Annotated in this window: 15 protein-coding genes and 1 pseudogene; 12 read left to right on the top strand and 4 right to left on the bottom strand. The window is 66.6% G+C overall.

Annotated features, from left to right (window positions below; genetic code table 11):
* Positions 1–18: 18 nt before the first annotated feature.
* The 6 genes from OE647_RS03605 to OE647_RS03580 all read left to right on the top strand — a co-directional run bounded on the left by OE647_RS03605 (position 19) and on the right by OE647_RS03580 (position 4,987).
* Positions 19–324 carry a DUF2849 domain-containing protein gene (locus tag OE647_RS03605; protein WP_263720287.1) on the top strand — a complete coding sequence of 102 codons (306 nt, stop codon included), beginning with the start codon at positions 19–21 and terminating at the stop codon, positions 322–324.
* On the top strand, positions 317–1,987 hold the full coding sequence (locus OE647_RS03600) for a nitrite/sulfite reductase (protein WP_263720286.1): 1,671 nt from the start codon (positions 317–319) through the stop codon (positions 1,985–1,987). Before OE647_RS03605 ends, OE647_RS03600 begins: the two co-directional genes overlap by 8 nt.
* Positions 1,977–2,762: a phosphoadenylyl-sulfate reductase gene (locus OE647_RS03595; protein ID WP_263720285.1), complete on the top strand. Its 786-nt coding sequence runs from the start codon at positions 1,977–1,979 to the stop codon at positions 2,760–2,762. The genes OE647_RS03600 and OE647_RS03595 overlap by 11 nt, the downstream gene beginning before the upstream one ends.
* On the top strand, positions 2,759–3,133 hold the full coding sequence (locus OE647_RS03590) for a DUF934 domain-containing protein (protein WP_263720284.1): 375 nt from the start codon (positions 2,759–2,761) through the stop codon (positions 3,131–3,133). Before OE647_RS03595 ends, OE647_RS03590 begins: the two co-directional genes overlap by 4 nt.
* 66 nt (positions 3,134–3,199) lie before the next feature.
* Positions 3,200–4,027 carry a ferredoxin--NADP reductase gene (locus OE647_RS03585; protein WP_263720283.1) on the top strand — a complete coding sequence of 276 codons (828 nt, stop codon included), beginning with the start codon at positions 3,200–3,202 and terminating at the stop codon, positions 4,025–4,027.
* A gap of 156 nt (positions 4,028–4,183) precedes the next feature.
* Entirely contained in the window at positions 4,184–4,987 is an 804-nt protein-coding gene (locus OE647_RS03580) for a hypothetical protein (RefSeq protein ID WP_263720282.1), read from the top strand.
* A gap of 58 nt (positions 4,988–5,045) precedes the next feature.
* On the opposite strand, the gene OE647_RS03575 is transcribed toward OE647_RS03580, so the two are convergent.
* Positions 5,046–5,633 (bottom strand): hypothetical protein, encoded by a 588-nt coding sequence (locus tag OE647_RS03575; protein WP_263720281.1) that lies wholly within the window; start codon positions 5,631–5,633, stop codon positions 5,046–5,048.
* A 33-nt stretch (positions 5,634–5,666) separates the two neighbouring features.
* Here OE647_RS03575 and infC point away from each other — a divergent pair, with 33 nt between their 5' ends.
* Both infC and OE647_RS03565 read left to right on the top strand, forming a co-directional pair.
* The gene (gene infC, locus OE647_RS03570; protein WP_459542706.1) at positions 5,667–6,341 is read left to right on the top strand and encodes a translation initiation factor IF-3; all 675 of its coding nucleotides are present in this window, start codon (positions 5,667–5,669) and stop codon (positions 6,339–6,341) included.
* Between the two features lie 417 nt (positions 6,342–6,758).
* Positions 6,759–7,544, top strand: a complete 786-nt coding sequence (locus tag OE647_RS03565) for a 23S rRNA (adenine(2030)-N(6))-methyltransferase RlmJ (protein ID WP_263720280.1) — start codon at positions 6,759–6,761, stop codon at positions 7,542–7,544.
* A gap of 29 nt (positions 7,545–7,573) precedes the next feature.
* Here OE647_RS03565 and OE647_RS03560 read toward each other — a convergent pair whose 3' ends face one another.
* Positions 7,574–8,413: a VOC family protein gene (locus OE647_RS03560; RefSeq protein WP_263720279.1), complete on the bottom strand. Its 840-nt coding sequence runs from the start codon at positions 8,411–8,413 to the stop codon at positions 7,574–7,576.
* Between the two features lie 379 nt (positions 8,414–8,792).
* Here OE647_RS03560 and OE647_RS03555 point away from each other — a divergent pair.
* Together OE647_RS03555 and OE647_RS03550 are read left to right on the top strand one after the other, a co-directional pair.
* Positions 8,793–9,409 (top strand): annotated as a pseudogene (locus OE647_RS03555) (LysE family translocator).
* 209 nt (positions 9,410–9,618) lie between these two features.
* A complete protein-coding gene (locus tag OE647_RS03550) occupies positions 9,619–10,578 on the top strand; it encodes a phosphoadenosine phosphosulfate reductase (protein ID WP_263720278.1) in 960 nt (319 codons plus the stop codon).
* Between the two features lie 3 nt (positions 10,579–10,581).
* Here the strand turns inward: OE647_RS03550 and OE647_RS03545 are convergent, their stop codons facing one another.
* Both OE647_RS03545 and OE647_RS03540 read right to left on the bottom strand, forming a co-directional pair.
* On the bottom strand, positions 10,582–10,905 hold the full coding sequence (locus OE647_RS03545; RefSeq protein WP_263720277.1) for a hypothetical protein: 324 nt from the start codon (positions 10,903–10,905) through the stop codon (positions 10,582–10,584).
* Between the two features lie 87 nt (positions 10,906–10,992).
* Positions 10,993–11,850, bottom strand: a complete 858-nt coding sequence (locus OE647_RS03540; protein ID WP_263720276.1) for a DUF2189 domain-containing protein — start codon at positions 11,848–11,850, stop codon at positions 10,993–10,995.
* 153 nt (positions 11,851–12,003) lie between these two features.
* Here OE647_RS03540 and pyrC point away from each other — a divergent pair, with 153 nt between their 5' ends.
* Positions 12,004–13,044, top strand: coding sequence for a dihydroorotase (gene pyrC, locus OE647_RS03535; RefSeq protein WP_263720275.1), 1,041 nt, complete (start codon positions 12,004–12,006; stop codon positions 13,042–13,044).
* Between the two features lie 109 nt (positions 13,045–13,153).
* A complete protein-coding gene (locus OE647_RS03530) occupies positions 13,154–13,834 on the top strand; it encodes an orotate phosphoribosyltransferase (protein WP_263720274.1) in 681 nt (226 codons plus the stop codon).
* The last annotated feature ends 213 nt before the right edge of the window (positions 13,835–14,047 follow it).

Below are 14,047 nucleotides of genomic sequence, written 5' to 3'. Positions count from 1 at the left end.
AGCCCCGAGAGTCCGTCCATGGCCCGCAGCTTCACCCCCAAGGTCGTCACCGCCAACGCGCTTGTCGAGGGCGACGTGATCTACCTCACCCAGGATGACCGCTGGTCGCGCTCCCACCAGGAGGCGGAGCTGCTCGAGGACGAGGCGCACGCCCAATTGCGCCTTCTTTTCGCGCAGGCCCAGAAGGGCCAGATCGTCGGCGCCTATCTGGCCGACGCCAAGGCCGGCCCGAACGGCCCCGAACCCATCCATTTCCGAGAGGCCTTCCGCACCCGCGGCCCCTCGAACTACGCACACGGCAAGCAGGAGGCCGGTAATGTATAAGTATTCCGACTTCGACGCGGCCTTTGTCGCGCAGCGCAATGCCCAGTTCCGCTCCCAGGTCGCGCGCCGCATCGACGGCTCGCTGACCGAGGACGAGTTCCGCCCGCTGCGCCTGATGAACGGTCTCTACCTCCAGCTGCACGCCTACATGCTGCGCGTGGCGATCCCCTACGGGACGCTGTCCTCGGCGCAGATGCGCCAGCTTGCCTATATCGCGGAGCGCTGGGACAAAGGCTACGGCCATTTCACCACGCGTCAGAACATCCAATACAACTGGCCGAAGCTGACCGACGTGCCCGACATCCTGGACGCGCTGGCCGAGGTGCAGCTGCACGCGATCCAGACCTCCGGCAACACGATCCGCAACGTGACCGCCGACCATTTCGCCGGCGCCGCCGCCGATGAGGTCGAGGACCCGCGTCCGACGGCCGAATTGATCCGCCAGTGGTCCACCGACCACCCGGAATTCCAGTTCCTGCCGCGCAAGTTCAAGATCGGCATCACCGGCTCGCCCAACGACCGCGCGGTGATCAAGTCGCATGACATCGGCCTGCGCATCGTGCGCGGCGGTTCCGGCAAGCTCGGCTACGAGGTCGTCGTGGGCGGCGGTCTTGGCCGCACCCCGATGATCGGCCAGGTGATCCGCCCCTTCCTGAAGAAGGAAGACCTGCTGCCCTACCTGGAGGCGATCGTCTCGGTCTACAACCTGATGGGCCGGCGCGACAACAAGTACAAGGCGCGCATCAAGATCACCGTCTTCGAGAACGGGATGGAAGCCTTCCGCGACGCCGTGGAAGAGCGCTTCAAGGTCACCCGAACCGAGTTCTCCGGCGTCGATCAGGACGTGCTGCGCGAAATCGAGGCGCAGTTCGCCGCCCCCGCCTTCCGCAACGCCCCGGCCGATGCCTACGCGACCGCCCGCAAGGCCGATCCGGTCTTCCGGTCCTGGACCGACACCAACCTGGCCGAGCACCGGGCGCCGGGCTATGCGATCGTCACCGTCTCGCTCAAGGCGCATGGCGAGACGCCGGGCGACGCGACGGCGGCGCAGATGCGGCTGCTGGCGGATCTTGCGGACCGCTATGGCCACGGCGAGTTGCGCATCAGCCATGAGCAGAACGTGATCCTGCCGCATGTCCACAAGTCGGACCTGCCCGCGCTGCACGCGGCGCTGAAGTCCGAGGGTCTGGCGACCGCGAACATCGGGCTTGTCTCCGACATCATCGCCTGCCCCGGCATGGATTACTGCGCGCTGGCCACCGCCCGCTCGATCCCCGTCGCGCAAGAGATCTCCACCCACTTCAAGGCCATCGGCCTTGAGGAAGAGATCGGCGCGCTGAAGATCAAGATCTCCGGCTGCATCAACGCCTGCGGACACCACCACGTCGGCCACATCGGGATCCTCGGTCTCGACCGCGCGGGGGTGGAGAACTACCAGATCACGCTCGGCGGCGACGCGACCGAACACGCCCGCATCGGCGAGCGCGCCGGCCCCGGCTTCGCCTACGATCAGGTCGTGCCCGCAATCGAGCGCCTGCTGCGCGCCTATCTGGACCTGCGCACCAGCCCGTCGGAAACCTTCGGAGACGCCTTCCGGCGCCTTGGGGTCGATCCCTTCAAGGCCGCCCTTTACCCCGCCGAGGCCGCCCGGGATGCCGCTTGACGACCACGCAACGGGACTGGCCCGCAAGGCCGCCGCGCTCAACGACCGCTATCGCCATCACTCGGCGACGGCGGTGCTTGAGCGCGCGCTGAAGGATCCGGAGGTGGGCGACCTTGCGCTCGTCTCCTCCTTCGGGGCGGAATCGGTGGTGCTTTTGCACCTCGTCTCGGTCATCGCGCCGGGGACGCCGGTTCTCTTCATCGACACGCGGATGCTCTTTGCCGAAACGCTGGCCTACCAGCAGGAGTTGGCGGCGACGCTCAACCTGACGGACATCCGCACGATCCGTGCGGACCTGACGCTTCTGAACCGCGACGACCCGGACGGGACGCTTCACCAATTCTCCACCGACGCCTGCTGCGGGCTGCGCAAGGTCGAGCCACTGGAACGCGCGCTGGCAGGGTTCGACGGCTGGATCACCGGGCGCAAGCGTTTCCAGAACGCCGACCGCGCCGCGCTCGACTTCTTCGAGGTCGAGGCGGACAAGCGCCTCAAGGTCAACCCGCTGGCCCACTGGGACCGCGCGGATCTTGAGGACTACATGGTCAACAACCGCCTGCCGCGTCATCCGCTGGTGGCCAAGGGATATCCCTCCATCGGCTGCGCGCCCTGCACCACGCCGGTCAAACCGGGGGAGGACCCGCGCGCGGGCCGCTGGCGGGGTTCGGCCAAGGTCGAATGCGGCATCCACTTCATCAACGGGCGCGCCGTGCGCGGCCCCCTGCCCGCCGAAGAGGCGCAGGCAGCCAATGCGAACAAGGAGAACGCGGCATGAACGTGATCGTGCGCGACGACGGCTTCCATGCCGATGACTTCACCGGGGACGCGGCGCTGGATATCGCGCCCGACACCCTGCCAGAGGCGCTGCCGACAAGCTTCGAGGGCGTCGAGATGATCCGCGTCGCCTTCCCCTCCTTCAGCGACGGGCGCGGGCTGACGCTGGCGCGCCACCTGCGCGCGCGCGGCTTCCGCGGCCGGCTGCGGGCCGGGGGCCACGTCATCGCGGACCAGTACACCATGGCCCGCCGCGCCGGCTTCGACGAAGTGGAGATCCCGGACGAGTTGGCCCAACGCCAGCCCGCCGAACAGTGGATCTTCCGCGCCGACTGGCGCGACCATGACTATAGGTCGCGGCTGAAAGGGTGATCCGGGGCTTTCCCGACCTCTGAAATCTGCATAGAAGGGAGAGCGCGCCAGACGCGCCAAAGGCACATGAACGATCTGAAAACCGTGAACGACACCCAAGCCACCCCCGTCCGCACGCTTCCCGACGCGCAGACCGTGACGACGGTCCGCCACTGGACCGACCGCCTGTTCTCCTTCCGGGTGACGCGGCCGCAAAGCCTGCGCTTCCGCTCCGGCGAATTCGTGATGATCGGCCTTCTGGACGACCGCGGCAAGCCGCTCCTGCGGGCCTATTCCATCGCCTCGCCCTCCTGGGACGAGGAGCTTGAGTTCTACTCGATCAAGGTGCCCGACGGCCCCTTGACCTCGCGGCTTCAGCATATCCAGCCGGGCGACCAGATCATCCTGCGCCCGAAGCCCGTGGGCACGCTGGTGCTGGACGCGCTCCTGCCGGGCAAGCGGCTGTGGTTCCTGGCCACCGGCACCGGCATCGCCCCCTTCGCGAGCCTGATGCGCGATCCCGAGACCTATGAGAAATACGACCAGGTCGTGATGATGCACACCTGCCGCACTGTCGCGGAACTGGACTACGGGCGTCAGCTGGTCGAAAGCCTCAAGGACGATCCGCTGATCGGCGAACTGGTGGGCGACAAGCTCAAGTACTACCCGACGACGACGCGCGAAGAGTTTTCCCAGATGGGCCGGATCACCGACAACCTGACCTCGGGCAAGGTGTTCGACGATCTCGGCATCGCGCCGATGGACCGGGAACGGGACCGCGCCATGGTCTGCGGCTCCCTCGCCTTCAACCACGATGTGAAGGCGGTGCTGGAATCGTTCGGCCTGCGCGAGGGCGCGAATTCGGACCCGCAGGAATACGTGGTCGAGAAGGCCTTCGTCGGAGACGGCATCTAGAACAATCCGCGCGAGCGAAAGGTTCTTTTCCACAGCATCAAGCCAATATCGAACCGGGCGGCCGCAGTCGGCTGCCCGGTCTTGGCGCGCGCGCGGGACCGATCTATTATCCGTCGGATCGGGGGCGTATTTCCGCCCCAACGCCGGAGCCACATTATGAAAACATCCGCACGGGCGTTCAGGTCAGCTTCGCCCGAACGTCTGTCCGATCGGGTCATTCACCTGTCGGTCGATGCGCGCCAGGTCGCGTTCGTTCTTTTCGCCGGCCTCGGCGTGCTCGCGCTTCTCGATATCTATTCGATCTACCTGACCGCCCAGGGCAGCGCGCTCTCCTGGAAGATGAGCGTGCTCGCAGGGCGCCTTCAGATGGGGGAGGAGGTCTCTCTCCCGACCTGGGCGTCGAGCGTGCTGCTGGCCTTCAACGCGGGGCTGCTGTTCCTGACGGCGCAGGCGAGCCGCAAGGCGCGCGACGGCAGCGCGCTGCATTGGGCAGGGCTCGCCCTGATCATCATGCTCCTGTCGATGGAGGAGATCGCCCAGTTCCACGAGGCGCTCGGATCGGCCCTGCGCCATCGTTTTGGCACAACCGGCGTGCTGTATTTCGCCTGGGTCATTCCGGGCATCTTCTTCGCCCTCATCGTGCTTTTGACCTATACCCGCTTTCTACTTCGCCTGCCCACGCGCGAACGCATCCTGTTCCTGCTGGCGGGCGGGCTTTACATCCTCGGCGCCGTGGGGGCTGAGATGGTCGGTTCTGCCATCGTTTCAGCACGCCTCGTCGGCGCGGCCACGATCAGCGACACGCAGTACCTCTTCGTCGTGCTGATCGAGGAATCGCTTGAGATCTTGGGGCAGGCATTGTTCGCCTATGCGCTCGTCGATCACCTTGCGGCACGAGGGCTTTGCCTGACGGTCGGCCAAAGCGAACCGGGTGCGGCGCAGCGGCGGGACGCCGCCTGAGCGGCCCGCGCCGCGCATCATAAGGCGCGCGGCACGGGCCATGTTTTGCGTGTTCGGGTCAGAGGCCGAGCGCGGCCTTGACCTGATCGACGACGGTCTGGACCAGCGCCGGATTCTGGGCGGCGCCATCGACGGCCGTCTTCAGCGACATCTTCGTCGCGTCATCGAGCTCGGAGCCGTCGATCGCGGCCTTGATCTTCTCGGCGTCGAAGTTTGCCGGGTCCAGCGCGGCGCCCATGTCATCGGCGGCTTCGGAAACGGCGTCCGCAGCTTCGGTCGCGGCTTCTGTGGCGGCCTCAACGGCGCCTTCCACCGCTTCGGTCGCCTGCTGCGCGGCGGACTCGGCGGCCGCGGCGGCCTCTTCCGCGGCCTTGGCGGCGACTTCCTCAGCGGCTTTCGCGGCCTCCTCAGCCGCTTTGGCGGCGGCCTCTTCGGCGGCCCGTGCTGCGGCGGCAGCTTCCTCGGCGGCCTTCGCGGCGGCTTCCTCTTCGGCCTTCTTCGCGGCTTCCGCGGCGGCGGCGGCAGCCTCTTCGGCGGCCTGCTCGGCAGCGGCGGCTTCCTCGGCCGCTTTCTGCGCCGAGTAGTAATAGTAGCCGCCGCCCGCCAGGACGACGATCAACAGGGCGATGAGAACATTGCGGTTCATGGCACAATCCTTTCGATTGCGGCTGGTCATTTTATGCATGCCGCTATGACACATCCGCCGGACATAGGCAAAGGCCCGGCGCAAGCCAAGGAATCCGGGTTGTGTCGGACCTCCCCCGCGTCTATTTTGCGCGCCGAACCGAATGGCCACCATAGAAGGAGCGCCACCATAGCCCGCAGACCGCACAACGCCCCGCCGCAACGCGATACGGGACCCCGCGTCAACGACCGCATCCGCGCCCCGGAGATCCGCCTCATCGGCGCGGACGGGGAAAACGTGGGCGTGGTGACACCGGCACGCGCCATGGCGCTGGCAGAGGAAGCCGGGCTCGACCTCGTCGAGATCTCGCCCAACGCGGTTCCGCCGGTCTGCAAGATCATGGACTTCGGCAAGTTCAAGTACGAACAGCAGAAGAAAGAGGCCGAGGCGCGCAAGAAGCAGAAGATCATCGAGATCAAGGAAATCAAGTTCCGCCCCGGCACCGACACGCATGACTATGATGTCAAGATGCGCTCGGTCCTGAAGTTCCTGTCCGAGGGCGACAAGGTCAAGATCACGCTTCGCTTCCGCGGCCGCGAGATGGCACACCAGGAGCTTGGCCTCGAACTGCTCAAGCGCGTGGCGGCCGACGTCGACGAGGTCGCCAAGATCGAGAACATGCCGAAGCTGGAAGGCCGGCAGATGGTGATGATGATCGCGCCCAAGTAACGGCGCGGCGGCGAAGGCCAGCGGCCCTCCCCTTCGGGAGGGCCTTTTCATTTCCGGCGGAAAGAAACCGGTCGCTGCTCCGGCGCTCCCGGCGGTGCCGGGGGGGCGGTCGTAGTGCCGGGTCTTAGTCATGTGCCTCGCGCCGGAATGGGAACGCGCGCCACGCATCCGGAACGGACGGTCACGCTTAGGACCTGATCGCGGACATTGTTCATCGCGGCCCTCGCCTCGGGGATCATCGCGCGGGCGGGCACGCGCCGGTCCGACCGGATCGTGCTTCGCCTGACGCTCGCGGCCGATCTACGGTCGTACTCGGCGTGGGTGTTGCGGTTTGCCTCGCGCTCGGGCTAAGGCGTCGGAACATGCCGCCGGCCGACTGGGATACGCCAGAGCGGTGGGCTTGCCGAAGGGGACCGGATGCTTTCCTACCAGCACATCTACCACGCCGGGAACCTGGCCGACGTGCACAAGCACGCGCTACTGGCCGTCATGCTCGATTACCTGACGCGCAAGGACAAGCCGCTGAGCTACCTTGAGACCCATGCCGGACGCGGTCTTTACCGCCTTGACGCGCCCGAGGCGGCAAAGACCGGCGAGGCGGCGCAGGGCATCGGCCGGCTCGGCTCGGCCTTTCCCGCAGGTCACCCCTACGCCCGCGTCCTGTCGCGGGTTCGGGAAGTTTACGGCCCAAGCGCCTACCCGGGCTCGCCACTGGTGGCGGCTCTGTCGCTGCGACCCTTCGACCGGATGCATCTGGCCGAGCTTCATCCTCGTGAACACGACGCGCTGGCCGAGGCGATGGCGCCCTACGGCGCCGACATCCGACATCAGGACGGGGCCGAGATGGCCCTGGCCCTGACCCCGCCCGAGCCGCGCAGGGGGCTGATGCTCATCGACCCGAGCTACGAGGTGAAGGCCGACTACGCCGCCATGGCGCGGCTCGTGGGCCAGGTCGCGCGGAAGTGGAACGTCGGCATCCTCGCGCTCTGGTATCCGATCCTCGCCAGCCGCGCGCATGAACCGATGCTGGCCACGCTGGCGGACAAGTCCCTTCCCGGCGCGCTCCGACACGAGGTGCGCTTCCCGCCCGCGCGGGCAGGCCACGGCATGACCGGAAGCGGCATGTTCATCGTCAACGCCCCCTTCGGCACCGACGCGGAATGCGCGCGGCTGGACGCGATCTTCGCGCGCCTGCAAGGCTGAGGGCGGCGCGGGGACCCTGCCCGGCGCACTCAGGCCGCGAAGGCCAGCGCGACGCCGAAGGCGCGCTCGGGCGGCAACACCAGGCGCTCTCCCGCCGCGACCAGACCCTTACCGGAAAGCGCAGCAATCGAACTGCATCCGATCGTCAGCCCTGCCAGGTGCGGACCGTCCGCCGGATGCGGCGGGTCAACGCCGAATGCCTGCCGAAACGCGCCGTCGCTGGCGAGGATGATCGACCCGGTCGCGGTATTGAACGTCACCCGCCCGTCCCCGATACGCCCTTCGCATCCCGTGAAGGCCGCCATATGCCCGGCAAGGTCAAGCGCGCCAGGCCCAGACACCCATACCTCCCGAACCGACTGGGCCGTGTTCGGATGGTTTAGGAACTGGGGTTGCTCGTAATACTCCGGCCGGAAATGTTGGCAGGCGAAATGGCCAAGCCAGGGCGCGGCCCGCGATGAGGTAAAGGCCAGGGCGAAGCCAACCCGCGTTTCGCTGCCGTCGGGAAGGCTGGCGATGCGCGAGAACGCGAAGGGCTCGTAGACCGGCAGCCCCTTGGCCTGCCAGACGCGCCGGTCCTCCGCCGCATCCTGCGAGCCCAGGACGACCATCGAGAACCCCTCGTGCCGCTTAAGGTAATCGCGATTGAATGCCGAAAACGAGAAACTGCGCGCGCCATGTTCGACCACATCCGCCGGTCGCGTGACGGCCAGCAACTCCAGATAGTTGCCATGGAGCTGGATGATGGTGTTGCCGGTGCCGAAGGGATGCTGACCGGGCGGCGTCAGAGTGAACCCGATGCCCTGATAGCTCGCGCGCATCGCATCGAGATCGTGCCCCGCCAGTACGAGATGATTGATGCCGTCCACCTGAGCTCCCGCATCACCGACACCCTGCGGACAATCTACCAGATGGCGCGCGGTGGTGTGAAACGATTTGGGGGTGGCAGGAACCGCGCGAGGCTGCCCGCAGAAAAAAACGCTGCGGGGGGAGGCCCGCAGCGTTGTCAGGACTGGCAGCCGGAAGGGAGGGCTGCACTAAAGACCGCGCGGCGTTCACACGCCAGCCAGGGAGAGACGCGATCTCTGAATTCGACCATAGCGATTCCCGGGCCGCACGCCTTGATCTATGTCAAGCAAGACTGCGGACGCTGCCCCCGTGGCCGTAGCCCGCGATCACGCCGGCCCGTGTCCCTTGACAGGCGCGCCGCCAAGCCCCTTGCTGAGGCGGTCACTTCGGAGTGCCCCGATGCCCCTGGACCTTTGGCTTGCCTTTGTCGCCGCCTCATTCGTTCTTCTGGTCATTCCCGGCCCGACAATCCTGCTGGTGCTGAGCTACGCACTAAGCCAGGGCCGCAGGGTTGCCTTGGCGATGGCGTTCGGCGTGGCGCTTGGTGACCTGATCGCAATGACGGCCTCGCTCGCGGGGCTTGGCGCGCTGGTCATGGCCTCGGCGGAACTCTTCTCGGTCCTGAAGTGGATCGGCGCGGCCTACATGGTCTGGCTGGGGATCAGGCTGGCCCGGTCGCGCCCAACGACCGCCGTGGACCCCGGCCAGGCCCTGCCCGCGCGCGGCATCTTCCTGCACGCGGCGGCTGTCACCGCGCTCAATCCGAAGTCGATCGCCTTCTTCGTGGCCTTCGTCCCGCAATTCCTGCGCCCGGAGGCGGCGCTTCTGCCCCAGTTCGCGGTCATGATCGCCACGTTCGTCACGCTCGGCGCCGCGAACGCCCTTGCCTACGCGCTTCTGGCCGACCGGATGCGGGCAGGCATCGCGCATCCTTCGGTCACGCTTTGGATGGCGCGGGCGGGCGGGGCCACGCTGATCGGCATGGGCACCTGACCGCCAGCTTGCGCCGGGCCTGACACCGGAAGAGCGACTCCTTTTGGCCTCCGCGCGGGTCCCGCACAAGGAATGTGGACAGACGCGCTGGAAGGCGCCATCTGGGCGCCGTATCGAAACAGTCAGACACCGTTTTGCCCCCATTTGACCCCCAGGATGTCAGACTCCTTGCGCCGCCCGACAGGCGAAGGGACAATGGCTTTGGGTAATTTCCGCTTGGGCGGGTGATTGGATGCAGGACGACAGGCTGCGAGACGGCGATCTGAGGTCGCTGACCGATGGCGAATGGCTTCAACGGCTTGAGGCGATCGGCGAGGATGCGGGGTATTTCGCCCCGCTCGGCCCGATGCATTCGGCCATGTTCCTGGACGATTCCGCGACGCTGCTTGTCACCTTCGACACGGTGAAGGGCATTCGCCAGTCCCAGCCCTCGCAACTGCCGCTGGGCTATCTGATCGCGAAAAGCCGCCGCTGGTCGCATCTGGGCCTGATCGCGCGCCACAATACCTGGTTCCGCGACCGCTCGGTCTACGGTTTCTTCGACCGGCTGATCGAGGATGCATTCTTCGAGGATTTCGACCAGGTCGTCTTTTACGGCGCGGGCATGTGCGGCTACGCGGCCGCGGCCTTTTCCGTTGCGGCCCCGGGCGCGACGGTGATCCTCGTGCAGCCGCAGGCGACGCTCGACCCGCGCATCGCGGGCTGGGACCCCCGCTTCACCGAGATGCGGCGCACCTCCTTCACCGATCGCTACGGATTTGCGCCGGACATGACCGAGGGCGCGGGGCCGGTCTATGTGATCTACGACCCCGAACAGTCGCTCGACGCGATGCACGCGGCGCTTTTCGCGCGGTCCTACTCCACGCTCCTGCCCTGCCCGAACCTGGGGCGCGACATCGCCGGATCGCTCGACGGGATGCGCATCCTGCCCTCGATCCTGACCGCAGCGGGAACGGGGGCCTTCGATGAGCGGCTGTTCTGGACCTTTTACCGCTCGCGGCGCAATCATCTGCCCTACCTGAGGGCGCTGATGGCGCGGCTCGACCGCGACGCGCGCCCCTATCTGAACGCGCTCTTGTGCAATAACGTGACCCAGCGGCTTGACGCGCCCGATTTCGCGCGCCGCCTGACCGAGGTCGAGGCGGACCTGGTGCGCGCGGGCCTTCCCTTTCCGCCTCTTACCACCGCCTGAGGGTCAGCAACTGTAGGCCTTGGCGTGCAGCTTGTAGACATCCGAACCCGGCGTCGCCTGGTCGAAGACGACCGTGTTCGCCCCGGAATCGAGCGCATCCGCCATGATCGTGTTGCGGGCGTATTTCAGCGCCTGCTGCCCCAGAACCGGCCCGTAAAGCGAGGGGCGCATGGAAATGTCGCTGATGTAGCGGCAGGCGAGCACGTCCTCTGCGCGCGCCTCTCGAACACCGATGACGCCTCGAAAACCGGGGTCGTTGGTGCAGCCGGCAAGCGCCGCCGCACAAAATAGAAATGCCGTGATGCGCACGATCCGCCCTTTCCTCATGTCCGGCGGTCCGTGCCGCCTTGGCGGCAGTGTCGCAAACCGTGGACCGGACGCAAGGCCCCGCCCGGCGGATCGGCGGAAACCGTCCTATTCGGCCCGGACTGCCAGACGGTAAAGATGCCAGCTTGCATGGCCCAGGACCGGCAACACGATCGCCAGCCCCAGGAACAGCGGAATCGTCCCAAGCACCAGCAGGCCGGCCACGATCGCCCCCCAGGCCAGGACCGGCCCGGGCGCCGCGCGCGTGACCCTGAGCGAGGTCACGATGGCCGCAGGCAGCCCGACATCACGATCCAGAAGCAGAGGAAAGGTCACGATCGCGCTGGCTAGAACCATTGCCGCGTAGACCGCGCCAAGGGGAACGCCGATCGCGATCATCGCCCAGCCCGAAGGCGTCGTCAGCACGTCGCGCACGAAGTCCTGCGCGCTCATCGGGATCTCCGGCCCCATCGTGACCAGGAACACGAAATAGGCCGTCAGCAGCCAACCGAAGAACACCGCGGCCAGCATCATCGCGCCGATGAACATCACGCCGAATGCGGGCGAGGCCAGGACCCGGAATCCGTCAAGCCAGTTTGCCGCCTGCCCGGCCTCGCGTCGTCGGCTCATCTCGTAAAAGCCGATGGCGACGGCGGGCCCAACAAGCGCGAAGCCCGATGCGATGGGAAAGACCAGGTGCAGCAACGCGCCGTGCCAGGCGGCCCAAACCATGCAGATCCCCGCAAGCGGATAAAGCATCGCGGCGGCGATCACATCCGTCCTGAGCGCCGCGAAGTCCCGCAGGCCCAACCGCAGCGCCGCACCCAGGTCGGCGAAGCTTAACGCGCGGACCCGTGGGATCTCGCCCGTGCCACCGATCCTGCGGCTCACTTTACCGATATCGTCCCCCGCCGTGCCCAGTTGTCGAAGGCCCCAGCTCAGGGGGTTGCCGATCGTTCTGACCATCACGCACCTCCGTCCGTTGCATGTGGGGGCGGACCTGCAAGCACACCGAAATAGCGTGCCCGGGGCCCGCCGTGATTAGCTGATATTAACACGAAAGCGCCTTGGGCCCCTGCACGATTGCGCGACTGCGCGAAGCCGTGTAGGGGCAAGGCCATGACCCAGACACTCACGCTTCGCCGTCCCGACGACATGCACCTGCACCTGCGCGACGGCGCGATGCTGGAGGCCGTCCTGCCCGAAACCGCGCGCCATTTCGCCCGTGCGATCATCATGCCGAACCTCGTGCCGCCCGTCGTCACCGCGGCCCAGGCCGCCGCCTACCGCGACCGGATCCTGGCCGCCCTGCCCGAGGGCATGACGTTCGAACCCCTGATGACGCTCTACCTGACCGAGGCGACGGACCCGGCCGATGTCGCCGCCGCCCATGCCTCGGGCCTCGTCAAGGCAGTCAAGCTCTATCCCGCGGGGGCGACGACCAATTCGCAATCCGGCGTGCGCGATTTCGACAAGGTCCGCGCCGTGCTGGAGAAGATGGCCGAGATAGGCCTGCCGCTGTGCGTCCATGGCGAGGTGACCGATCCCGCCGTCGACATCTTCGACCGCGAGGCCGTGTTCATCGACCGCGTGCTCGACCCGGTCCGGCGCGCGACGCCGGGCCTTCGCGTCGTCATGGAACACATCACCACCAAGGACGGCGTTGACTATGCGCGCGCGCAGGGCGACGACCTGGGCGCCACGATCACCACGCACCACCTGATCATCAACCGCAACCACATCCTCGTGGGCGGGATCAAGCCGCATTACTACTGCCTGCCCGTCGCCAAGCGCGAACTGCACCGCCTGGCCCTGCGGGAGGCCGCGACCAGCGGCGAGGCGCGCTTCTTCCTCGGCACCGACAGCGCGCCACACCCCGATCACCTGAAGGAACATGCCTGCGGCTGCGCGGGCTGCTTCACCGCCACCAACACCATGTCGCTTCTTGCCCATGTATTCGAGGAGGAAAGCGCGCTCCACCGGCTGGAGGCCTTCACCTCCTTGAACGGCGCGGCCTTCTACCGCCTGTCGCCAAATCCGGGCACGCTGACCCTGACCAAGGGCGAACCCGTCGCCTTCCCGGCCAAGATCGAGACCGGTGCCGGTCCCGTGACCGTCTTCGATCCGGGCTTCGCCACACACTGGAAAGTCCAGGATTGACCTTTCATTCTGGTCCAAATACTCCCGCCGGAGGCGCCCGGCCCTGCCCGCGGAAGCCTCCGGCGGGAGTATTTTCGCCAGACTGAAACCGCCAAGCGAGGAACGCCCGATGATCCCCACGTCCTTCCCCCTGAAAGAGGAAATCGCTCGCCTGACGGCGCGGATGCTGCTGGAGATCAAGGCCGTACACTTCAACGCAGCGGAACCCTTCACGCTGGCTTCCGGCCTGCCTTCGCCGACCTATATCGACTGCCGCAAGTTGATTTCCTATCCGCGCATCCGGTCCACCCTGATGGATTTCATGGCCGTCACCGTCATGCGCGAGGCCGGCTTCGAGGCATTCGACAACATCGCGGGCGGCGAGACGGCGGGCATCCCCTTCGCCGCCATGGTGGCCGAACGGCTGGCACTGCCGATGACCTATGTGCGCAAGAAGCCCAAGGGCTACGGCCGCAACGCCCGGATCGAAGGCGTGATGACCGAGGGCCAGCGCGTGCTCCTGGTCGAGGATCTGACGACCGACGGCGGCTCGAAGCTGTCCTTCGTTGACGCGATCCGCGAAACCGGGGCGAGTTGCGCGCATACGGCGGTGATCTTCTACTACGGGATCTTCCCCGAAACGGTGAAGACGCTTTCCGATCACGGGGTGGCGCTGCACCACCTCTGCACCTGGTGGGACGTTCTGGCGGAGGCCCGCGAGTCGGGCGCCTTCGACACCGAGACCCTGGCGGAGGTGGAGGCTTTCCTGACCGATCCCCGCCCCTGGCAGGACGCGCGGAAGAAGTCCTGACGGGCTGTGGGCAATTCGCACTAACTTGTGGGTAAGTCGGGGACAGATCGAGAGTCTCGGCCACGATTCGGCCCACAGGAAGCGGCGTCCTCGCACTACGCCACCAAATGTGGTAATCAAGAAATCATACATAGGTTATCCACACCGTTCGCGGGCGGATATCCACCGAAACATGAACCTTGAATCCTGCGGCTTACTCGATATGAGGCCTCC

Origin of the sequence: Albidovulum sediminicola (assembly GCF_025751575.1) — a bacterium.
In the GTDB taxonomy this organism is placed as follows: Bacteria; Pseudomonadota; Alphaproteobacteria; order Rhodobacterales; family Rhodobacteraceae; genus Albidovulum; species Albidovulum sediminicola.
The sequence above is the reverse complement of the archived record's forward strand: the minus strand, read 5'-3'. Positions and strand labels throughout refer to the sequence as shown.